The organism is Sulfitobacter sp. NFXS29 (genome assembly GCF_040148765.1).
GTDB lineage: Bacteria > Pseudomonadota > Alphaproteobacteria > Rhodobacterales > Rhodobacteraceae > Sulfitobacter.
In genome coordinates this window covers 149,484-171,350 of the sequence record NZ_JAGDED010000008.1, presented here as the reverse complement: position 1 = coordinate 171,350, position 21,867 = coordinate 149,484, and the positions used below count along the sequence as shown (strand labels likewise).

23 protein-coding genes are annotated in these 21,867 nt (G+C 61.1%); 12 read left to right on the top strand and 11 right to left on the bottom strand.

The features are described 5' to 3' along the window. The first annotated feature begins 1 nt into the window (after position 1). Together clpX and J3456_RS13855 are read left to right on the top strand one after the other, a co-directional pair. On the top strand, positions 2–1,270 hold the full coding sequence (clpX, locus tag J3456_RS13860) for an ATP-dependent Clp protease ATP-binding subunit ClpX (protein ID WP_067939575.1): 1,269 nt from the start codon (positions 2–4) through the stop codon (positions 1,268–1,270). Between the two features lie 69 nt (positions 1,271–1,339). Further along, positions 1,340–1,708: a RidA family protein gene (locus J3456_RS13855; RefSeq protein ID WP_349580731.1), complete on the top strand. Its 369-nt coding sequence runs from the start codon at positions 1,340–1,342 to the stop codon at positions 1,706–1,708. On the opposite strand, the gene J3456_RS13850 is transcribed toward J3456_RS13855, so the two are convergent. Continuing rightward, positions 1,705–3,486 carry an FkbM family methyltransferase gene (locus J3456_RS13850; RefSeq protein WP_349580730.1) on the bottom strand — a complete coding sequence of 594 codons (1,782 nt, stop codon included), beginning with the start codon at positions 3,484–3,486 and terminating at the stop codon, positions 1,705–1,707. The genes J3456_RS13855 and J3456_RS13850 overlap by 4 nt on opposite strands. Before the next feature lie 124 nt (positions 3,487–3,610). Here J3456_RS13850 and J3456_RS13845 point away from each other — a divergent pair, with 124 nt between their 5' ends. Together J3456_RS13845 and J3456_RS13840 are read left to right on the top strand one after the other, a co-directional pair. Beyond that, entirely contained in the window at positions 3,611–3,994 is a 384-nt protein-coding gene (locus J3456_RS13845) for an NADH:ubiquinone oxidoreductase subunit NDUFA12 (RefSeq protein WP_067628344.1), read from the top strand. Between the two features lie 55 nt (positions 3,995–4,049). Next, the gene (locus tag J3456_RS13840; protein ID WP_349580729.1) at positions 4,050–4,412 is read left to right on the top strand and encodes a DUF2155 domain-containing protein; all 363 of its coding nucleotides are present in this window, start codon (positions 4,050–4,052) and stop codon (positions 4,410–4,412) included. Here the strand turns inward: J3456_RS13840 and aat are convergent. The 8 genes from aat to J3456_RS13800 all read right to left on the bottom strand — a co-directional run bounded on the left by aat (position 4,376) and on the right by J3456_RS13800 (position 12,332). Further along, complete coding sequence (gene aat, locus J3456_RS13835; RefSeq protein WP_349580728.1) at positions 4,376–5,011, bottom strand: leucyl/phenylalanyl-tRNA--protein transferase; 636 nt, start codon at positions 5,009–5,011, stop codon at positions 4,376–4,378. The genes J3456_RS13840 and aat overlap by 37 nt on opposite strands. A 6-nt stretch (positions 5,012–5,017) precedes the next feature. Further along, positions 5,018–6,370, bottom strand: a complete 1,353-nt coding sequence (accC, locus tag J3456_RS13830; RefSeq protein ID WP_349580727.1) for an acetyl-CoA carboxylase biotin carboxylase subunit — start codon at positions 6,368–6,370, stop codon at positions 5,018–5,020. Between the two features lie 9 nt (positions 6,371–6,379). Beyond that, on the bottom strand, positions 6,380–6,886 hold the full coding sequence (accB, locus tag J3456_RS13825; protein WP_349580726.1) for an acetyl-CoA carboxylase biotin carboxyl carrier protein: 507 nt from the start codon (positions 6,884–6,886) through the stop codon (positions 6,380–6,382). A 197-nt stretch (positions 6,887–7,083) separates the two neighbouring features. Continuing rightward, positions 7,084–7,836, bottom strand: coding sequence for an ABC transporter ATP-binding protein (locus tag J3456_RS13820; protein WP_349580725.1), 753 nt, complete (start codon positions 7,834–7,836; stop codon positions 7,084–7,086). A 33-nt stretch (positions 7,837–7,869) separates the two neighbouring features. Then, positions 7,870–8,634, bottom strand: coding sequence for an ABC transporter ATP-binding protein (locus J3456_RS13815; RefSeq protein ID WP_349580724.1), 765 nt, complete (start codon positions 8,632–8,634; stop codon positions 7,870–7,872). Positions 8,635–8,644: 10 nt separating this feature from the next. Then, on the bottom strand, positions 8,645–9,850 hold the full coding sequence (locus J3456_RS13810; protein WP_349580723.1) for a branched-chain amino acid ABC transporter permease: 1,206 nt from the start codon (positions 9,848–9,850) through the stop codon (positions 8,645–8,647). A gap of 3 nt (positions 9,851–9,853) precedes the next feature. Then, positions 9,854–10,882, bottom strand: coding sequence for a branched-chain amino acid ABC transporter permease (locus J3456_RS13805; RefSeq protein ID WP_349580722.1), 1,029 nt, complete (start codon positions 10,880–10,882; stop codon positions 9,854–9,856). A gap of 103 nt (positions 10,883–10,985) precedes the next feature. Beyond that, positions 10,986–12,332 carry a substrate-binding protein gene (locus tag J3456_RS13800; protein WP_067628327.1) on the bottom strand — a complete coding sequence of 449 codons (1,347 nt, stop codon included), beginning with the start codon at positions 12,330–12,332 and terminating at the stop codon, positions 10,986–10,988. A gap of 234 nt (positions 12,333–12,566) precedes the next feature. On the opposite strand from J3456_RS13800, the gene J3456_RS13795 reads away from it, so the two are divergent. From J3456_RS13795 to J3456_RS13780, 4 genes are all read left to right on the top strand, one after another. Beyond that, on the top strand, positions 12,567–13,859 hold the full coding sequence (locus J3456_RS13795) for a helix-turn-helix domain-containing protein (RefSeq protein ID WP_349580721.1): 1,293 nt from the start codon (positions 12,567–12,569) through the stop codon (positions 13,857–13,859). Between the two features lie 115 nt (positions 13,860–13,974). Further along, on the top strand, positions 13,975–14,343 hold the full coding sequence (locus tag J3456_RS13790) for a response regulator transcription factor (protein ID WP_067628389.1): 369 nt from the start codon (positions 13,975–13,977) through the stop codon (positions 14,341–14,343). A gap of 6 nt (positions 14,344–14,349) precedes the next feature. Further along, the gene (locus J3456_RS13785) at positions 14,350–14,652 is read left to right on the top strand and encodes a hypothetical protein (RefSeq protein ID WP_349580720.1); all 303 of its coding nucleotides are present in this window, start codon (positions 14,350–14,352) and stop codon (positions 14,650–14,652) included. Then, complete coding sequence (locus J3456_RS13780) at positions 14,652–17,414, top strand: ATP-binding protein (RefSeq protein WP_349580719.1); 2,763 nt, start codon at positions 14,652–14,654, stop codon at positions 17,412–17,414. The genes J3456_RS13785 and J3456_RS13780 overlap by 1 nt, the downstream gene beginning before the upstream one ends. Here the strand turns inward: J3456_RS13780 and J3456_RS13775 are convergent. Then, positions 17,411–17,833, bottom strand: coding sequence for a protein tyrosine phosphatase family protein (locus J3456_RS13775; protein WP_349580718.1), 423 nt, complete (start codon positions 17,831–17,833; stop codon positions 17,411–17,413). The two genes, J3456_RS13780 and J3456_RS13775, sit on opposite strands and share 4 nt — an antisense overlap. A gap of 80 nt (positions 17,834–17,913) precedes the next feature. Beyond that, positions 17,914–18,153, bottom strand: a complete 240-nt coding sequence (locus tag J3456_RS13770) for a hypothetical protein (RefSeq protein ID WP_349580717.1) — start codon at positions 18,151–18,153, stop codon at positions 17,914–17,916. Between the two features lie 108 nt (positions 18,154–18,261). On the opposite strand from J3456_RS13770, the gene J3456_RS13765 reads away from it, so the two are divergent. The 4 genes from J3456_RS13765 (at position 18,262) to J3456_RS13750 (ending at position 21,849) form a co-directional block, all read left to right on the top strand. Next, positions 18,262–18,546, top strand: coding sequence for a DUF2312 domain-containing protein (locus J3456_RS13765; protein ID WP_067938722.1), 285 nt, complete (start codon positions 18,262–18,264; stop codon positions 18,544–18,546). A gap of 126 nt (positions 18,547–18,672) precedes the next feature. Next, on the top strand, positions 18,673–19,593 hold the full coding sequence (locus J3456_RS13760; protein WP_349580716.1) for a calcium/sodium antiporter: 921 nt from the start codon (positions 18,673–18,675) through the stop codon (positions 19,591–19,593). 154 nt (positions 19,594–19,747) lie between these two features. Continuing rightward, the gene (gene tig, locus J3456_RS13755) at positions 19,748–21,079 is read left to right on the top strand and encodes a trigger factor (RefSeq protein WP_349580715.1); all 1,332 of its coding nucleotides are present in this window, start codon (positions 19,748–19,750) and stop codon (positions 21,077–21,079) included. 119 nt (positions 21,080–21,198) lie between these two features. Beyond that, entirely contained in the window at positions 21,199–21,849 is a 651-nt protein-coding gene (locus J3456_RS13750; RefSeq protein ID WP_349580714.1) for a hypothetical protein, read from the top strand. Positions 21,850–21,867 lie beyond the last annotated feature (18 nt).

Here is a 21,867-nt window from a genome sequence, read left to right as displayed (position 1 = left end):
GATGGCGAATAATTCCGGCAACGACAGCAAAAATACGCTCTACTGTAGCTTCTGCGGCAAGAGCCAGCACGAGGTGCGCAAGCTGATTGCGGGGCCGACCGTGTTCATCTGTGACGAATGCGTCGAGCTGTGCATGGACATCATCCGAGAAGAGACCAAAGCCTCGGGCCTCAAGGCGACCGACGGCGTGCCGACACCCCGCGACATCTGCGGCGTGCTGGACGATTACGTGATCGGTCAGGCGATGGCCAAGCGCGTGCTCTCGGTGGCGGTCCACAACCACTACAAACGGTTGAACCACGCCCAGAAGGGCGGCGATATCGAATTGGCGAAATCCAACATCCTGCTGATCGGCCCCACCGGCTGCGGCAAGACGCTGCTGGCGCAAACGCTGGCGCGTATTCTGGATGTGCCTTTCACCATGGCCGATGCGACCACGCTGACCGAAGCCGGTTACGTGGGCGAGGATGTGGAGAACATCATCCTCAAGCTGCTGCAATCGTCTGAATACAACGTGGAGCGTGCGCAGCGCGGCATCGTCTATATCGACGAGGTCGACAAGATCACGCGCAAGTCCGAAAACCCCAGCATCACCCGTGATGTGAGCGGTGAAGGCGTGCAGCAGGCGCTCTTGAAGCTGATGGAAGGCACCGTGGCTTCTGTGCCCCCGCAAGGCGGGCGCAAGCATCCGCAGCAGGAATTCCTGCAAGTGGACACGACCAACATCCTCTTCATCTGCGGCGGTGCCTTTGCGGGCCTCGACAAGATTATCGCGGCGCGGGGCAAGGGTTCGGCCATGGGCTTTGGCGCCGACGTGCGTGACAATGACGCGCGCGGCATCGGTGAGATTTTCACTGACCTTGAGCCCGAAGACCTGTTGAAGTTCGGTCTGATCCCGGAATTCGTGGGCCGTCTGCCGGTTCTGGCAACGCTCGAAGATCTGGACGAAGACGCGCTGGTGACCATTCTGACCGAGCCGAAGAACGCTTTGGTCAAGCAATACCAGCGTCTGTTCGAACTGGAAGACACGCAGCTGACCTTCACCGATGACGCGCTGCAAGCGATTGCCAAACGCGCGATTGAACGGAAAACCGGCGCGCGGGGCCTGCGCTCTATCCTCGAAGACATCCTGCTGGATACGATGTTCGAACTGCCGGGGTTGGAGACGGTGACCGAGGTGGTCGTCAACGAAGAGGCCGTCACATCCGAGGCCAAACCGCTGATGATCCACGCCGACAGCGAAAGCAAAGAACCAGCCAGCGCGGGCTAGACCCGACGCTAGGCAGAGAAATAGAGGGCGGGCCAATGGGTCCGCCCTCTTACATTGAAGGGAACGGTCATGAAGCGGATTTCATCGGGTGGCGCCTATGAGGAAAAGATCGGCTACAGCCGCGCCGTGATGGCGGGCGGCATGGTCTATGTTTCGGGCTGCGTCGGTGAAGGGGCTGATGTCAAAGCGCAATGCGCAGCCGCATTGGCGACGATTGAGCGGGCACTGGCAGAGGCGGGCAGTGATTTCGCCCATGTGGTCCGCGTCACCTACATGCTGCCCGACGCTACGGAGTTTGAACCTTGCTGGCCGCTTCTGCGCGCGGCATTCGGCGCGAACCCACCTGCGGCGACGATGATCGAATGCGGGCTGATTGACCCCAAATACCGCATTGAGATCGAAGTCACCGCGATGCTGCGCACGGGGGTAGTGGGTTAAGCTTTCTCGGGCACCAGTTCAAATTGATCCCCCAGCCGGGCGCGCACCTCTGCGGGATCAAGGTTTGCCCAAAGCGGCCCGCTGTCGTCGATAAAACCCGCCTCACGTAGGCTATCTTGCAGCGTGGGCATATCAAGCTCCCCCATCCAAAGCCGCGCCTTGGCTTTTCCGAGCGGTTTCCACGAGCGGGTAAGATGGCAGAGCGTGGCGGTGGTGATCCCCGCAAAACTCTGCAGGTGCTGTTCCAACCCGCGCGTGGCAGAGGACGGGCGGCGCACGACGATGGCCACTTGCTGCGCGGGCCGGGCGACCATTCCCAAAAGGTGCAAGGCCGACCCTTCGGCGGCGATGATCTGCTTTGCCGCCTTATAGACCGCGATCTGTTCGCGCAGCCCGTGTTTCTCGGGGTGAAAGACGGTGTAGCCCTGCGCCGTCAGATAGGTTTCTAACGCCTCTTCACCGATCAGATTGCCGCGCCCAGCGGGCAATTTACTGCGGCTGATATAGAGCTTCTCTGGCCCCTCGGGCGCGATCTCTTGCGCGAACCGATGGGCGATGGTCTTGCGGTAGGGTTCTGTGCCGGTGATCAAACTTCCCAGCCCAAAACCTTGCCCCGGTACGATCAACCGCTCGACCCGTGTCGGTGCGTCTAAACTCACCAGCGGCTTATCGCAGGCCAGAAGGGCAAGGAAATCACGCTGATACCCTGCAACCTCTCCGCCGTTGCGGGGGCGTTTGGGGATGAAAAGAATGCCGTCGATCTCTTCTTCAAGGTGATCCAGCGCCCAGAGACGCGCGGTGCTTTCAACCAAGAAATGCCCGAAATGCAGCCAGAGGACACCGCCCCAAAGCCATGTGCCCCGGCGCTCCGCCACCTTGCCCTGCGGTGCTTCTGGCGGCGTGGTCAGCGCGCGGCCATTGCGCCAGAGTGCGGCTTGAGGGCAGGGGCGGCCATCGCTGTGCAACACCCCGGCGGGCTGCACCAACCCGCTATCCTCAGGCAGGATGACCAGCGCATTATCTAAGGTCGTGATCTCGGTCGACCAGCCCCCCTCGGGGATCGGCGGGCGCTCGGCGGGATCAAAGGTACAGGCCCAGACCTGCCGGGTGCAATGCCCGGGTGATTTGCGAAATCCGGCGCGTTCAAGGATGCGTTTGCACTCGCGCATCCCCTCGCGGCCATAGGCCTCGGGGTGGAACTCCATCACCACGGCGCGCAGCCCGTCGAGCGCGGCATGGCGCAGAAACTCCAACTCGCCGCCTTCGATATCCACCAACAGCACATCAGGTTTAAAGTTGCGGCAGATGTCGGCGTAACCCGCCGTCGGCACCTGAACCTGCACCGCCTCGCGCGTGTCACTGTTGATCAGAGAGGAGCCGAGGAATGAGTTGCGCAGATGAAACGGTAGGGTTTCGGGCCGGTCGGGGGCGGAAATAACCAACTCGTTGCGCAGGGTGATCCGGTCTTGCAGCCCGTTGAGCGCATAGAGCGCGCGGATGTGGGGGATCAGGTTTGGGTTTGCTTCGAACGACAGCACCGCTTCGGGCGCGGCCTTTTTGGCGACGATGGCACCCACAAGCCCCAGACCCGCGCCCATCTCAAGCACCCGGTCACCGGGGCGGACGACAGCCAGCGCGCCATCGATCTCTTGGCGCTCGTAGCGGCCTGCATTGATCCGCTGGATGCGCGTCTCGTTCAAAAAGGGGGACTGGGGCACCTTGATGCCATGACATTCTGCCGCTGCCGCTGTCGGTGCGGCCCCTCTTGCCTCAGTCATCGCTGCCCTCTTTCGTTTTCCCAACCCTAGCCAGAGGTCGCCCGCGCGCCAAGCTCCTTTGCGGCGAGGCTGGACGCCAAAGCCTCCATGGTGCATATAACGGACAACAGGAACGGAGACCTCGATGGGCATTCTCAATTCACTTCTGCGCGGCGTCACTTGGTGGAACGGCCAGACGCTGAACACCCAGCTTTTCACTTGGCGCAAGGGCAGCAAGGTGGGCGAAGACGCGCAGGGCAATATCTATTACCGCAACGCCGATGACAGCAAACGCTGGGTCATTTTCAACGGTGAGGCCGAGGCCAGCCGCGTGAGCCCCGATTGGCATGGCTGGCTGCACCGCACATGGGACGAGCCGCCGACCGACAAGCCGCTGATCCACAAGCCGTGGGAAAAGGCGCATGTCGAGAATCGCACCGGCACCGCGATGGCCTATGCGCCCGCCGGGTCGCTGCGCCGCGCCGAACCTGTCGAGCGTAAGGACTATGAGGCCTGGCAGCCTGAATGATCGGTTGGCCGCGCCTGAGGTGCGGCCCCAAGTTTCACGCAATCCGGGTGGATGAATGAAAAAGCTTCTCTTGGCCGCGCTTTTGCTGGCCGCGCCGCTGCATGCACAAGAAGGCGCAGAGGTCGCCAGTGCCACGGGTGGCGTTTTGCGCGCTTTGGACAAGATTTCCGGCGATACGATCGATCTGGAGATTGCCAAGGGCGACAGCCTCTCCTTGGGCAATTTGCAGATCTCCATGGTCGATTGCCGCTATCCGGCGGGCGATCCGGCGGCCAATGCCTATGCCGCGCTTGAGATTACCGAAGAGGGCAGCGATGGCGCGCTTTTTTCTGGCTGGATGATCGCCTCGGCCCCGGCGCTGCACGCGCTGGAGCATTTTCGCTATGACATCTGGGTCATGCGCTGCAGCACGTCCTGAAAACTGACTAATCCCCCTGCGTCGAACCGTGCAGTGCCGCGTTTGGCCACATCAAGCTGCGCGTGATATTCCGCGCGGCTGATCTCTTGCCCCCCGAGAGAGGCGAGGTGATCGGTCAGAAACTGCGTGTCAAAGAGGGTAAAACCAGCATGGCGCAGCCGATCCACCAGCGCCGCCAGCGCCATTTTTGAGGCGTTGGTCCGGCGGGAGAACATGCTTTCGCCGAAAAACGCACGGCCCAGCGTTACGCCATAGACCCCGCCCACCAGTGCTGTGCCATCCCAAACCTCAAGCGAATGGGCGTGGCCTGCGCGGTGCAGCGCGGTGTAGAGGGCGGTGATCTCGGCGTTGATCCATGTGTCTTTGCGGTCAGCGCAACCGGCGACGACACCATCGAAATCACGGTTGATCGTGTGGTGAAAACTGCTGCGCCGCATCGCGCGGGCGAGCGAGCGCGAGATGTGAAAACTATTGAGCGGCATGACCCCCCGACGCCGCGGATCGACCCAAAAAATTTCTGGGTCGTCGCGGTGTTCGGCCATGGGGAATATCCCGATGGAATAGCCGTGGAGCAGGATCTCGGGCGTAAGCTCCGACATCAGACGTCAGGCGTTGCCGAGGTTGGTTTCCAGCCAATGCTCAAGCCAGTGGATGTTGTAGCCGCCCGACTGCACGTCTTCTTCGGCCAGCAGCGCGTGGAACAGCGGCACAGTGGTATCGACACCGTCGACGATCAGCTCGCCCAAGGCCCGCCCGAGACGCGCCAGCGCTTCGGGGCGGTCGCGGCCATGCACAATCAGCTTACCGATGAGGCTGTCGTAATAGGGCGGGATCGAATAGCCGTCATAAAGCGCCGAATCCATCCGCACGCCAAGCCCGCCGGGGGCGTGATACTGCGTGATCTTGCCCGGGCAGGGCGCGAAGTTCGGCAGTTTCTCGGCGTTGATGCGGACCTCAATGGCATGGCCATTGATGGTCAGGTCGTCTTGGGAAAAGGACATCGGCAGCCCTTCGGCAACGCGAATCTGTTCGCGCACCAGATCGACGCCAAAGATCGCCTCGGTCACCGGATGTTCCACCTGAAGGCGGGTGTTCATTTCGATGAAATAGAACTCGCCATTCTCGTAGAGGAATTCGATCGTGCCCGCGCCGATGTAGTTGATGTTCGCCACAGCATCCGCACAGACCTTACCGATCCGCGCGCGTTCTTCTTCGGTGATCGAGGGGCCGGGGGCCTCTTCGAAAACCTTCTGGTGGCGGCGTTGCAGCGAGCAGTCGCGCTCGCCAAGATGGACTGCGTTGCCCTTGCCATCGCCAAAGACCTGAATCTCGATGTGGCGCGGCGTGGTCAGGTATTTCTCGATATAGACTTCGTCATTGCCGAAGTTCGATTTTCCCTCGGCCCGCGCTGTCTGGAAGGCTTTTTCCATGTCTTTGGCGGTTTGGGCGACTTTCATGCCCTTGCCGCCGCCGCCTGCCGTGGCCTTGATGATGACCGGATAGCCGATTTCATCGCCCAAACGCTTGGCGTCTTCCAGCGAGGCGACGCCGCCATCCGAGCCGGGAACGCAAGGCACGCCGAGCTTTTTCATCGTGTCCTTGGCGGTGATCTTGTCCCCCATGACGCGGATGTGTTCGGCGGTGGGGCCGATGAAGGTCAGACCGTGGTCTTCGATCACCTGCACAAAGCCGGCGTTTTCCGACAGGAAACCATAGCCGGGGTGAATCGCTTCGGCCCCGGTGATTTCACAGGCCGCGATGATCGCGGGGATCGAGAGGTAGGATTGGGTCGAGGAGGGCGGGCCGATGCAGACGGATTCGTCGGCCATGCGCACATGCATCGCGTCGCTGTCGGCAGTGGAATGCACCGCGACAGTCTGGATGCCCATCTCGCGGGCCGCGCGGATGACGCGCAGCGCGATCTCTCCCCGGTTGGCGACTAGGATTTTGCTGAACATGTCCGGCCCTTATTCCAGGATCACCAGCGGGGCGCCGAATTCAACGGCATCGCCGTCGCCGACGAGGATGCGCTTGACGGTGCCGGCGCGGGGCGCGGGGATGTGGTTCATGGTTTTCATCGCCTCGACGATGAGCAGCGTGTCGCCTTCGGAAACAGAAACGCCCACGGAGATGAACGCAGGCGCGCCCGGCTCACCTTGCAGGTAGACGGTGCCGACCATCGGCGATGTCACAGCACCGGGGTGATCGGCCGGATCGGTGTCCGCGGCTGGGGTGGCGGCTGCGGAGGCAGCAGCGGCGGGGGCCGGTGCAGCGGCAGGCGCGGGGGCGGCTTGGTACTGCTGCTGGGGGGCGGCCATGACCTGCTGCGGCGGCTTACGGCTGACACGCACGTTCAGGCTGTCATCCTCGGCATAGTCGCGTTTCACCTGAAGCTCTGTCAGGTCGTTTTCGTTCAGCAGCTCGGCGAGGGCCTTGATGAAGGCCACGTCACTGTCATGGGTGTTTTTTGTCATTGGATCCTCGAAGATTTCGACAGGCCAACAGCCCGTCGCTGCGCGATTGATTGGCTCGCTTATAGGGCATGGGCAAAGCCATGAAAAGCCAACTGTTGTCTAGGGGGTAGGATCGGTTTTTTGCCGCGCAATGGCCCCTGGGGCGCAAGAATGAGGCCGCGCCACCTCTTTGCGCACCGGGTCAAGGTCACCTTGGGTCAGATCGCAAGGTATTCCGCCCGCAGTTCCGCATTGTCCAACACCTCTGCCGCGGTGCCGTCAAAGACCACGCCGCCGGTATCAAGGATCACCGCACGGTCGGCCAGTTTCAGGGCGCGCACGGCGTTCTGCTCAACCAGAATGGTGGTGATGCCCTGCGCCTTGATCAGCCCCAGCGTCTTTTCGATCTCATCCACGATCACCGGGGCGAGACCTTCGTAAGGTTCATCCAGCAGCAGCACTTTGATGTCGCGGGCCAAGGCGCGGGCGATGGCGAGCATCTGTTGTTCCCCGCCCGAAAGGGTCACCCCCTCTTGGTTCCGCCGCTCACGTAGGCGCGGGAAGAGGTCATAGAGCCGGTCGAGTGACCAGCCGATGGGCGGGGCGATCTGGGCCAGCTTGAGGTTCTCTTCGACCGTGAGGCCAGAGATGATGCGCCGATCTTCGGGCACCAGCGCCAGCCCCGCAGCCGAGGCTTGGTGGCTGGCCATATTGTGCAGCGGTTGATGATCGAGCCAAATCTCGCCGCGCTTGAGTTCCGGGTCGCTGACCCTTGAGATGGCCCGCAGGGTCGAGGTTTTGCCCGCCCCGTTGCGGCCCAGCAGCGCGAGAATTTCGCCTTCGTGGACGTTAAAGCTCACCCCTTGCACGATATAGCTCTCGCCGTAATAGGCGTGAATGTCCCAGACCGAGAGGAAGGCCGGGGCGGTTTGGGCGTGGTTGGCGTTTTTGTCTAGGGTTTGCGTGGTCATATACTGTCCTGGATGTGCGGCAAGAGGAGAGGATCAGGCGGCGTCTTGGCTCTCGCCCAAATAGGCTTCGCGGACCTTGGGGTGGCCCTTGATCCGGTCGGGCGTGTCTTCGACAAGCGGCGTGCCTTGGGCCAGCACAGTGATCCGCTCGGCCAGCGAAAAGACCACATGCATGTCGTGTTCAATGATCGCGATGGTGATGTCGCGCTCGTCCTTGATCTGTTTCAGCAGGTCGATCGTATTGTTGGTATCGGCCCGCGCCATCCCCGCAGTAGGTTCGTCCAGCAGCAGCAGGCGCGGGTCTTGGGCGAGGCACATCGCGATCTCCAGCCGCCGTTTGTCCCCCCGCGAGAGGGACGCCGCATGCATGTGCCGCTTGTCGATCATATTCATGTCGCGCAGCATTTCCTCGGCCTTGTCGATCACATCTCGCTGGCCCACGACGCGCGACCAACCGTTGAGCTGGAATGCCCCGTCCCGTTTGGCAAGGCAGGGGATCAGCATGTTCTCCATCACTGTGAGATCGCCAAAGATTTCAGGCGTTTGGAACACGCGGCTGATGCCCATCTGGTTGATCTCATAGGGTTTGCGCCCCAGCACCGATTGCCCGTCGAACATGACCGAGCCGGTATCGGGGATAAGCTTGCCCACCAGACAGTTCAGCAGGGTGGATTTGCCCGCCCCATTAGGGCCGATGATCGCATGGACAGAGTTCTCTGCCACGCTCAGGTTCACATCGCTCAGCGCCTGCAACCCGCCAAAGCGCTTGCCGACATTTTTGACTTCGAGAATGGACATGATGTCTCTCCTATTCTGCGGCTTTGCTGCGGCGTTGGGCGGCGTCGGCCTCGACCGAGCCTGCGTTCTTGTCCCGGCGGCGGAAGACGCGGCCCAGACGTTGGCCACCTTCGACCAGCCCACCGGGCAGGAAGATCACGACCAGCATGAACAGCAGGCCCAGCGTGAGGTGCCAGCCTTTGCCGACGAAGGGGTGAATGATCGCAACCATCGCGTCTTCGATCCCGTCGGGCATGAAGGCAAACCAGCCGTGCAGCACGTTGTCGTTGATCTTGGCAAAGATGTTCTCAAAGTACTTGATGAAGCCTGCGCCCAGCACCGGCCCGATCAAGGTGCCCGCGCCGCCGAGGATGGTCATCAGCACCACTTCACCTGAGGCTGTCCACTGCATCCGCTCGGCCCCGGCAAGCGGGTCCATCGCAGCCAGTAGACCACCGGCCAGCCCGGCATACATGCCAGAGATCACAAATGCCGCCAGCGTATAGGGTCTTGTGTTCAGGCCCGTGTAGTTCATCCGCTGCTGGTTCGACTTCACCGCCCGCAGCATCATGCCAAAGGGCGAACGGAAGATGCGGATCGCCAGATAGAAGGCGAGGATCAGGAAGATCGCGCAGAAGTAGTAGCCAACGGAAAAGGTAAAGGTCCATCCGCCGAAGAACAGCGTCGTCGAAGAGTTCATCGCCGCGCCAAAGAGGTTGGGGAATGACGGTGCATCGACAGACTGAAGATACTGCGGATCGGAGTTGTAGATCTGCAGTCCCGTCTCGCCATTGGTGATCGGTGTCAGCACCGAATAGGCGAGGTTGAACGACATCTGCGCGAAGGCCAGCGTCAGGATCGAGAAGTAGATGCCCGACCGCCGCAGGCTGATAAAGCCGATGAGCGCCGAGAACAGCCCTGCCATAATCACCGCCAGCACCAACGCGGGCACGACATTGTAGCTGAGCAGTTTGAACATCCAGACGGCAGAGTAGGAACCGACCCCCAGAAAGGCCGCGTGACCAAAGGAGAGATAGCCGGTCAGCCCAAAGAGGATGTTAAACCCGATGGCAAAGATGCCAAAGATCACAAAGCGTTGCATCAGGTCAGGGTAGCCCGCGTTGAATTGAGCAAGGCCCGAATCCGCCGGAAAGGGGTTGAGGATGAAGGGGGCAAAGAGCGTGAGAACGATCACAACCCCCAAGAGAAGCGTATCGCGTTTTTCCAGTCCGAACATGTCTTATTCCTCCATCACGCCGCGGCGACCCATCAGACCACGCGGGCGGACCAGCAGGATCACGATGGCAACGACGTAGATGATGATCTGGTCGATACCGTAGATGATGCTTTTGATTTCATTCATGGACGCAAGGCTTTCGAGGATCCCAAGCAGGAACCCAGCCAGCACCGCGCCGGGCAGAGAGCCCATGCCGCCGACCACGACGACGACGAAGCTCAGCACCAGAAAGTCCATGCCCATATGGTAATTGGGTGAGTTGATCGGCGCATACATCACGCCCGCAAGCCCCGCCACGGCGGCGGCGATGCCGAACATGATGGTAAAGCGGCGGTCGATGTCGATGCCCAGAAGGCCCACGGTCTCACGGTCCGCCATGCCGGCGCGGACGACCATGCCGAAGGTGGTGAATTGCAGGAAGGCAAAGACCGCAGCGATGATGACCGTGGAAAAGCCGAAATAGACCAGACGCCAGTAGGGGTAGGCCAGTGAGGTGTCCAACCCCAAGAGCGGCGCAAAGTCAAAGCTGCCTTTGAATACTTCCGGCGCAGGCGTGGGGATCGGGTTGGCACCGTAGAAATACTTGACCACTTCCTGCAGCACGATGGCGAGGCCGAAGGTCACAAGGATCTGATCTGCATGGGGACGTTTGTAGAAATGCTTAATCAGCCCGCGTTCCATGATGAAGCCGATCAGCAGCATCACCGGGATCGCAAAGAGGATCGCCAGCGGCACCGACCAGTCGATAATGGCCTGCCCCATCTCGGGACCGAACCAGTTTTCGACATAGGGGGTTTTAACCTTCAGCGGATTTCCCAGAAAATCCTTCTGGGTCTCGCTGACAGTCTCAAAACTCAGCGTGAGCAACCGTTGCAGCGTGACCGAGCAGAAGGCCCCGATCATGAACAGCGCCCCATGGGCAAAGTTAACCACGCCAAGCGTGCCAAAGATCAATGTGAGCCCAAGCGCAATCAGCGCATAGGCCGAGCCCTTGTCGAGCCCGTTAAGTATTTGCAGAAGAACAGCGTCCATGGACCCCACCTGTAAGGGATGCGTTCACATGAGGGCGCGCCCCATGTGGTGAGAAAAGGGGGCGCGCGGCGCAAGGCCGATGCGCCCCCAAAGGTTCAGTGGATCAGGCGCCCGGGTTGCACTTGCCCAATTCGCCACCGGCGAACATGGGGTGATCCGGGGCGTATTCGACCTGTGCACGCGGGGTGACCTCGACGATCTCCAGCGTGTCATATTCGTTGGTCGGGTTTTCTTTGCCCTTCATGACCAGCACGTCTTTGAAACACTGGTGGTCATCGCCACGGTAGAGCACCGGACCGTTGCCCAGACCGTCGAACTCGAAATCTTCGAGCGCTTCCACTACACCGCAGGGGTTGAAGGTGCCCGCGCGTTCCACCGCATCCGCATAGAGCAGCGTCTGCACGTAGCAGGTGTGCGCGGAGTTGGAGGGCGGACGGCCATATTTCTCACCAAAGGATTTCACAAAGGCTTTGGAGCCTTCATCCTGCAGCTGCCAGTTCCAGTTCATCGAGCCGATAACGCCCTGCACGTTGGCCCCGGCACCTGCGGCCATAAGCTCGGAATAAAGCGGCACAACGATCTCGAATTTCTTGCCGTTCACTTCTTTGTCCAGCAAGCCGAACTGCACCGCGTTGGTGAGCGAGTTCACCATGTTTCCGCCGTAGTGGTTCAGCACCAGCACATCGGCACCGGAGTTCAAAACCGGCGCGATGTAGGAGCTGAAATCCGTGCTCGCCAGCGGCGTCAGCACGTTGTTCACAGTCTCCCAGCCCATCGCTTCGGTCGCGGCGGCGATGGATTCCTGCTGGGTCCAACCCCATGTGTAGTCGGCTGTCAGGTGGTACGCCCGGCGGTCTTCGCCGTAAGCGTTTTTCAGCACCGGTGCGAGGGCGGCGGCGGACATGTAACCGTTAAAGAAGTGGCGGAAGCCATTGGCTTTCTTGTCTTTCCCGGTCGTGTCGTTCGAGTGCGTCAGGCCGGCCATGAAGATCACGCCCGCTTCTTGGCAGAGACCCTGCACAGCCACGGCCACGCCCGAGGACGAGCCGCCGTTGATCATCACGGCGCCGTCTTTTTCGATCATCGCCTTGGCGGATGCGCGGGCGGCGTCGGATTTGGTCTGGGTGTCGCCGGTGACATATTCGACCTTCTTGCCCAGAATGCCGTTCCCTTTCAGCGCCTTGGAGCTGAAGGTGTTCATCATGCCGCCGTCGCCCCCGCCATTAAGGTGCTCGACCGCAAGCTCTTGGGCGCGCAACTCGTCCAGCCCTTCTTCGGCATAGGGGCCGGTCTGGGGCACGTTAAAGCCCAGCGTGACCGTGCTGCCCGTGGGGGCATTGGTAAAGCCCGCGTGCGCCTCGGCGCGCAGATAGGTCGGCAGCGCCAACCCTGCACCGGCGACCGCGCCGGTCTGGATCAGCCCGCGGCGTGTCAGTTTCGTAAACGACATGAAGTCCTCCCATTTTTGTAAGTCGCGGCAGCGGAACCTCCCCCCGATGCCACAACACGCAATAGTGCAAAGAAACTATGGCGCGGAAACTGAAAACCGATCAATAAGGCGCTTGATCGAAACGATTTTTTTGTAAATATATTCGCAACCGTCCAGGGAGTTTTGTAAAGAATATGATGTTGCGCCGCAGAAAGACCTTGAAACAACGCATGAATTATCGCGCGGCGCGGTCCCATGCGTGAGGGGCTGACCGGCAGCCGCATCCGCGAGCGGCGCGTGATGGCGGGGCTGAAACAGGCCGAACTGGCACAACAAAGCGGGATCTCGGCCAGCTATCTGAACCTCATTGAACACAACCGGCGCAGAATCGGCGGGAAACTGTTGCTCAATATCGCCCATGCACTTGGTGTCGAGCCGCAGGCGTTGACTGAAGGGGCCGAAGCCGCGCTGATCGCCACCCTGCGCGAAGCGGCAGAGGATGCAGCGCTTACGGGGCCAGAGAGTGATAGGGCGGATGAATTTGCCGGGCGGTTTCCGGGCTGGGCCAAGGTGCTCGCCAGCAGCCAGCGTCGCATCGCCGCCCTAGAGCAGACCGTCGAGGCGCTATCAGACCGTTTGGCCCATGACCCGCAGCTTGCCACGTCGATGCATGAATTGTTGAGTACCGCTGCCGCCATCCGCTCGACCGCCTCTATTTTGGCAGAGACGGACAGTCTGCAACCCGAATGGCGCGACAGGTTTCATACGAATATCCACCAAGACAGCCGCCGCCTGTCCGACAGCGCGCAGGCGCTGGTCACCTATTTCGACAATGCCGCCGAGACCCGTGAGGTGGCCCATTCCCCGCAGGCGGAGGTTGAGGCATTCCTCGCCGCGCATAACTACCGTTTTGACCCGTTGGAGCAGGCCCGCGCCCCGCAAGAGGCAATCGCGGCGCTTGTGGCGCAGGCCGATGCGCTCAAGACCAAGGCCGCGCAGCATATCGCGACGGGGGTATTGCAGCAGATCGCCCGGGATGCGGCGGCGTTGCCCTTGGCGCGTCTGGAGCGGACCGTCGAAGAGACGGGCCATGACCCCGCCGAATTGGCACGCAGATTGGACCAGCCGATGGGCCGGGTGCTGCGGCGCTTGGCGTCTTTGCCCGATCTGGGCGCGGGGCTGGTGGTCTGTGACCGCTCGGGCAGCGTGACCTTTGCCAAGTCGATCGAAGGGTTCACCGTGCCGCGCTTTGGGGCCTGTTGCCCGCTTTGGCCGCTTTTTGCGGTGCAAGGCCAGCCGGGGCTGGTGGTGAAATCCCGCGTTATGCAGATGGGCCGGGGGCAGGCGCAATTCGAAGCGATTGCGACCTGCGAGGTTCAAGCCGCCGCCTCCTATAACACGCCGCCCTTGAGCCAATCGGTCATGTTGCTTTTGCCGGTGCCATCAGGGGCGGCCCCCGCGCAGCTCGTGGGCGCAACCTGCCGCATTTGTCCGGTGGAGGGATGCCGCGCGCGGCGTGAGCCGTCGATCCTGCGCGACGGAATCTAACAGACGCTCAGGCAGTTTTTGACAGGGCTGCCAAACCGATGCATGCTCGCCCCGGTGCGCGAGACCCCGCAACAAGACGGGGCGGTCGCACACCGAGGGGGGAGACTTTTTGCCGATGAGCAAACTCGTAGTTCTGGTGGAGGACGAGGTGAATATCGCCGAGGCCATCCGCTTTTTGTTGGGCCAAGAGGGCTGGCGGGTGGAGACGCTGGCCAATGGATCGGGCGCGGTAGAGGTGATCCGCAAGGCATCGCCCGATTTGGTGATGCTGGATGTCATGCTGCCGGGCAAAAGCGGGTTTGAAATACTCGATGAGCTGCGCGGCGACCCGGCGATGGGGGAATTGCCGGTGCTGATGCTGACCGCGCGCGGCCAAAGTCGGGATCGCGCCATGGCCGAGAAGGCCGGGGTCAGCCGCTTTATGACCAAGCCGTTTTCGAACTCAGAGATGCTGGACGCGGTGCGCGACCTGATCGCCAGTTAACCCACCATGCCACGCCCTCCGATCTTTTTGGAAAAACGCGGCTACCGCCAGCGGCGCATGATGGATGCGGTGCGGTTGCTGCCGTTTCTGGGGTTGATGCTGTGGATGGTGCCGTTGCTGTGGCCCGTGCCAGAGATCCTGCCTGACGCCACCCCCGAACCCACCGCGCCGACAATCGCGATGAGCGTGGCACTGCGCTATCTCTTCGGGGTTTGGGCGTTGCTGATTTTGGCGACATGGGCACTCTGGCGGCGCACGCGCGATGTGGCGTCGGACGGGGGTGCCGATACCAAAGACGGGCCGCGCTGATGGTGTCGCTCAACCAGTTGGTCGCGGTTTGCCTGATGTATGTCGCCGGGCTGTTCATTGTGGCCTTCGCCGCCGAACGCGCGGCCCTGCGCGGGCAGGGCGGCTGGCTGCTGCGCTCGCCGTTGGTCTATACGCTGTCGCTGTCGATCTATTGCACGGCTTGGACCTTCTACGGCGCGGTGGGATACGCCGCGCGCTCAGGGTTGGAGTATGTGACGATCTACCTCGGTCCGTCGCTGGTGATGATCGGCTGGTGGTGGGGCTTGCGACGGCTGGTGCGGATCGGGCGGAGCCACCGCGTGACCTCAATCGCTGACCTGATTTCGTCGCGCTACGGCAAATCTAACACGTTGGCGATCGTGGTAACGATCATGGCCGTGATCGGCGTAACACCCTATATCGCGCTGCAATTGCAATCGGTTATCCTGTCGCTTTCGATTTTCGCCGCGCCCGATGTGCCGCTGGCTGAGGCTGGGGGCGATGTGATTAACCGCGGGCAGGCCGCCCTTTGGGTGGCGGCGGGCCTGACGCTGTTTACCGTCCTCTTCGGCACCCGGAACCTAAATGTGAATGAGCGGCACCACGGCGTTGTCATCGCCATCGCCGTTGAGGCCGTTGTGAAGCTGCTGGCGCTGGTGGCGGTCGGTATCTACGTCATTTGGGGGCTCGCCGGGGGCTTGAGCGAGACGCTCGCGAAGATTGATGCGTCGGACATCGGCCAATGGGAGGTGCAGGGCAGCCGCTGGGCCGCGCTGACCGTGCTTTCAGGGGCTGCGCTTTTGTGTCTGCCACGCATGTTTCAGGTTATGGTGGTGGAAAACGACGACGAGCGGCAGTTGCAGATCGCCAGTTGGGCTTTCCCGCTTTACCTGATGTTGATGAGCCTCTTTGTCGTGCCGATCGCGGTGGTGGGGCTGGACCTGATGCCCGAAGGGTCAAACCCCGATCTATTTGTCCTCAGCCTACCGCTCAGCCAAGGCCAGAATGGGCTGGCGATGCTATCATTCTTGGGCGGGTTTTCGTCAGCCACCTCGATGGTGATCGTCGCCACGCTGGCGCTGTCGACGATGGTGAGCAACCATATCGTCATGCCGATCTGGCTGGCCCTTCGGCGCGATGGGGCGACGCAATCGGGCGACGTGCGCAATATCGTGATCCTCGCGCGGCGGCTGTCGATCTTTTGCGTGGTCGGCTTGGGCTATCTTTACTACCGCGCCTCGGGCGGCAGCGGGGCGCTGGCGGCGATTGGCACGATCTCTTTCGGCGGGGTGGCGCAGTTTTTGCCCGCGATGCTGGGCGGTGTTCTTTGGCGCGGTGCCACGCGGGCCGGGGCGCTTTGTGGGCTGGGCACGGGCTTTGCGCTGTGGGTCTTTACCATGCTGCTGCCCAGTTTCGGCGCTGATGTGGCATTGTCGAGCGCGACCTTGGAGCGCGGGCTTTGGGGGCTGGCATGGCTGCGCCCCGAGGCGCTGTTTGGCATCGCCGGGATTGACCCGACCGTGCATGCGGTGGTCTGGAGCCTTTCGCTTAACACGCTGGTTTTTGTGGTCGTCTCACTTTTCAGTTTCCCCGCGCCGTTGGAGCGGCTTCAGGGTGCGCAATTTGTAAATGTCTTTGACCATTCCGGCCCGGCCCGGGGGTGGACGGCCTCCGTGGCAGGCAGCGAAGACCTGATGATCATGGCGCAGCGGATTTTGGGCGCGCGGGAGGCGCAGGCGTTTTTCACCCGCGAAGCCGAGCGGCAGGGGCAGGGGCAGCGGTTGCCGGAACCCACGCCGCGATTCGTGCAGGCGTTGGAGCGGGAGTTGGCGGCTTCGGTCGGGGCGGCGACGGCCCATGCGATGGTGGCGCAGATCGTCGGCGGGGCGTCTGTTTCGGTGCAGGACCTGCTCGCTGTGGCCGACGAATCCGCGCAGATGTTGGAGTATTCCAGCCAGCTTGAAACCAAATCGCGGGAGTTGACCGAAACGGCGGCGCAGCTGCGCGCGGCGAATGAAAAGCTCACTCAATTGTCGCTGCAAAAGGACAGTTTTCTGAGCCAGATCAGCCATGAATTGCGCACGCCGATGACGTCGATCCGGTCGTTTTCGGAGATTCTGCGCGACGCGCCGGGCCTCACAGACGCGGATAAGAATCGTTACGCCACGATCATCCACAGCGAGACGATCCGCCTGACGCGGCTCTTGGACGATCTGCTGGACTTGTCTGTGCTGGAGAACGGGCAGGTGACGCTGAACCAGCGGGAGGGCAACCTGCGCGACCTGCTCGATCTGGCGGTGACCACGGCGCAGGCCGGGGCCACGCGCCCGCTTAAAGTGCTGCGCGATCCGCAGGCTGAGGATATCACCCTGACGAGCGATCTCGACCGGCTGGTGCAGGTGTTCATCAACCTTGTTACCAATGCGCGCAAATACTGCGCTGCCGATCAGCCGCAACTGGTGATCTCGGCACAGGTCACGGCGCAGGGCTTGGTGATCGATTTCGTCGACAACGGCCACGGGATCGACGCAGGCTCAGAAGCGCTGATTTTCGAGAAGTTTTCGCGCATCACCGGAGAGGGCGATGGCGCGGGGCTTGGCCTTGCCATCTGTCGCGAGATCATGTGCCGCTTGGGCGGCGAGATCAGCTTTTTGGGGAATGTGCCCGGCACGGCCTTCCGGGTGCAATTGCCGCAGAGCGTTCTGGCGCCGCCTGCAAAAGACACCGGCCCAGTGGTCGGCCCAGCGGTCGACCCCGTGCTCGGGGCCGATACGCGGTCTTAGCTGTAGCTCTGGCCCAGCATCGAGCGCATGTTTTCAAGGTCATAGCCCCCCTGACGCGCCGCTTCGATGATCGCGTCGCTGTCCATCTCACCGGCCTGACCCAAGGCCCAAGCGATGGTCGAACGGGTGCCAGAGGCGCAATAGGCCAGCACGGTGTCATCTGTCTCGACCCCAAGGGCGCGGTTGTTGGCGATGACATCGGGGGTCATGGTCTGATGGGTCAGCGGTTGCTCGGCAAAGGCGATGCCCGCCGCCTCGGCCGCGTCGCGCATGGCGGCGGCTTGGAGGCTGGGCGGCACTTCCGCATCGGGGCGGTTGCACAGGATGCGGGTGATGCCTTGGGCGCGCAGGCTTTCCATGTCACCGGGCTCGATCTGCGGGGCGACGAAATAGCGGGGGGTGATTTGGCGAATATCCATGCGTCGATTTAAGCAGATGCAGCGGTCCTGTCCAGAGACGGCGAAGACCCGCCGCGACCGCCCGCCGATCAGCCCCCCGATCAGCTCAGAGAGATGCCTAAAATCACCATCATCAGGCCGATGACGGATAGAAACAGCGCGCCCATGTTCAGCGGCACCACATTGCGCAACACAACGCGCATCGCCTCATCGTCAAGCTGCGCGCGTTTGGCACGGCTGACTTTGATGATGCACCAGCCAAGACCGAGCAAGCCCAGAAGGGACAGACCCGCGCCGCCCCAGACCATGAGATCGAAAATTGATGTGTTTGCGCTTTCCATGGCGGCAGAGCTACGCCAAACCGCCAAGCGGGGCAAGTCCCGCTTGCGGGCTGGGCATCCAGCCTGTAGTCACACCCGCCAGAGCCAGCCATTCCGTGAGGACTTTTCATGAGCGATACCAGCACCAACCCCGATGTCGTCGAATCCCAAGGCGATGCGACCTACCGGGTCACCGCCAATGAGCTGCGCCAGTTCGTCGAGCGGATCGAGCGTTTGGACGCCGAAAAGAAAGACCTCGCCGAGCAGCAAAAAGAGGTGATGTCCGAAGCGAAATCGCGCGGTTACGACACCAAAGTACTGCGCAAGGTGATCGCCCTGCGCAAGCGTGACAAGGACGACATCGCCGAAGAAGAAGCGGTGATGGAAATGTACAAAGAAGCCTTGGGTATGTGAGCGCCCGGCCGCAGTGGAACTGAATTTTCCGCACGGCCTTGAATGCCTGTCACCCGTGCCCATTTGCATCGGGCGTCTGCGCGGTCTCCGCGACGCCCGATGGTCTGAGGCTGGTGAGTTTTTCTCGTGAACATTTTGTTTGTCCTTGGCGGTTTGCTGGGGCTCGTGCTCGGTGGAGAGTATCTGGTGCGCGGCGCGGTTGCGCTGGCGCAGCGAGTTGGGCTATCGCCACTGGTGATCGGTCTGACGGTCGTGGGGTTTGGCACCTCGGCGCCTGAATTGGTGACCTCGGTTCAGGCGGCTTTGCTGGGGGCACCGGACATCGCGCTTGGCAACGTCGTCGGGTCGAACATCGCGAATATTCTGCTGATTCTCGGCCTTGCCGCACTGATCGCGCCGATTGCCATCGCGCGGCGTAGCTTTGCGCGCGACGGGACGGTGATGTTGGCGGCAAGCTTGCTTTGTCTGGGCCTCGTGATGCTGGGCCGCATCGACCGGCTGGCGGGGATCTTGGCTCTCGCGGGGTTGGCGACGTATCTGATTTATACCTTTCGCAGCGATCGAAACAGCCAGCAGGCGGCGGAGCCTTTACCGGATCAGGCACGGATCGGGCTGGCGTCATTGTGGTTATTGGGTGGGTTGGTTCTGACCATCGTCTCGGCACGGTTTTTGGTCACGGGATCGGTCGCCTTGGCGCAGGCCGTGGGGCTCTCTGAGGCGGTGATCGGGTTGACCATCGTGGCGGTGGGGACCTCGATGCCGGAATTGGTCACATCGGTCATTGCCGCCCGGCGCGGGCAGAGCGATGTGGCTTTGGGCAATGTGGTCGGCTCCAATATCTTTAACATCCTCGGCGTGCTGGGGGTCACTGCAGTGATCCAGCCGGTCAAAGTGGCCACTCAGATCGCCACGCTCGACATCTGGGTGATGCTAGGGGCCAGCGTGGCGCTGATCGCCTGCGCAGCCTTTGGCGGGCGCGTGACGCGCGGTCAGGGGGCGGTCTTTGCGCTGGCCTATGCGGGCTATATTGCGGTGCTCTTGGTCTGAGGTCTGGGCGGGTTGCGCCGTGGGGGCGGGGGCGTTTTCTGCGGATGTGGTGCGATGGGCCGCGGACCCCCTTGCGCAGGCGGTTCAACCCCCATAGAAGGGCACAAATTTTCGCCCGCGCCCCCGCCGCGCGGCCTTACCCTATGGAGCACACATGCAGGTCAACGAGACGCTGAACGAAGGTCTGAAACGCGGTTACAACATCACCGTGACCGCCGCCGAACTCGAAGCCAAGGTCAACGAAAAGCTGGCCGAAGCGCAGCCCGAAGTCGAGATGAAGGGCTTCCGCAAGGGCAAGGTTCCCATGGCGCTGTTGAAAAAGCAGTTCGGTCAGCGGATCATGGGCGAAGCGATGCAGGAAAGCATCGATGGCGCCATGGCAGAGCATTTTGAGACATCCGGCGACCGCCCCGCGATGCAGCCCGAGGTCAAAATGACCAATGAGGACTGGAAAGAAGGCGACGATGTCGAAGTCTCCATGTCCTACGAAAAGCTGCCCGAAATTCCCGAGGTTGATCTGAGCAAGATCGAACTGGAAAAGATGGTGGTCAAGGCCGACGACGCCGCCGTCGAAGAAGCGCTGGCAAGCCTTGCCGAAACCGCACAAGACTTCAAAGCCCGCGAAGAGGGTGCCAAAGCGGAAGATGGCGATCAGGTTGTGATCGACTTCAAAGGCTCCGTCGACGGTGAAGAATTCGAAGGTGGCGCTGCCGAAGATTACCCGCTGGTTCTGGGTTCCAACTCTTTCATCCCCGGCTTCGAAGAGCAGCTGGTTGGTGTGAAGGCGGGCGAAGAAAAGTCGGTCGTCGTGAACTTCCCCGAAGAGTATCAGGCCGAGCATCTTGCCGGTAAGGAAGCGACCTTCGCTTGCACCGTCAAAGAAGTGAAAGAGCCCGTTGCCGCTGAAGTGAACGACGAGATGGCCAAGAAATTCGGTGCCGAGGACCTCGACGCGCTGAAAGGTCAGATCGCCGAGCGTCTGGAAGCGGAATATGCCGGTGCCTCGCGCGCCGTAATGAAGCGTAACCTGTTGGACGCGCTGGACAAAGAGGTCAGCTTTGACCTGCCGCCCTCGCTGGTTGACGCCGAAGCCAAGCAGATCGCACACCAGCTGTGGCACGAGGAAAACCCTGACGTAGAAGGCCACGATCACCCCGAGATCGAGCCCTCAGACGAGCACAAAACACTGGCCGAACGCCGTGTGCGTCTTGGCCTGCTGCTGGCCGAACTGGGCCAGAAGGCCGACGTTCAGGTGACCGACGCCGAGATGACCCAAGCGATCATGAACCAGGCGCGTCAGTACCCGGGTCAAGAACGTCAGTTCTTTGAATTCGTTCAGCAAAACCAGCAGATGCAGCAGCAGATGCGCGCGCCGATCTTTGAAGACAAGGTTGTCGATCACGTGGTCGAACAGGCCAAAGTGACCGAGAAAGAAATCTCGAAAGAAGAGCTGCAGAAGGCTGTTGAGGAACTGGAAGACGAATAAACCGATTAAGCGGATGTAAAATGCTTTGAAGAAGGCGCCCAGTTCTGGGCGCCTTTTTAGTTTTCTTCCTCTAGTTTTATGCCTTAGTAAGTTTCTATTGAGGGGAGTAACTTTATCGTATGATCATCAGATTTAAGAGTATCGCTGCAGTATCAGTGGTAGTTGCTTCATTAGGAAATGGCGCACATGCCGAAATAGTGATGTTCGGACAGTCTTCGAGAACATTAGTCTTGAGCAATGCGGAGTTAACTCAAAGTCAGGCTGCAGGCTTTCGAAAATTCGCGAGGAAAAGCCAACATTTCGGTGCCTTCGCCGTCAGTCAAAGTACCGGACGATGGGATTTCTATCGCGGCTACAACGATCTTAAGCAAGTGCAGGCGCTGACTGTCGGAAAATGCAACATCATGGGTAAAACAGACGATTGCGAAATCTATGCGATTGCTACTGCGGCATCGCTACCAGTCAATGCGCAAAGTGCTAAGGGTCTTTCCGGCGAACAACAGGCTTATTTGGAAGAGACCTATTTGCCCAAAACCCGTAGCTATCCGCGAAAGTTTGCGGCATTTGTCGTCAATGGCTCATTCCATATCGGTCGATGGGGACGGAGTTACAAGGAAACAGCTATTTCTGATGCAATCTCGGCTTGCAAACGCTATGGGGCGAGGTTGAAGGGCACAGATCCGGCAGGAGTTTATGCGCTGCGCAAGAAGCTTGGTTTGCTAGAATGCCATTTAATTGATGTTCGGCGGCACAGCGACTTAATTAAATGATACGCTTGGCGAGTCGGT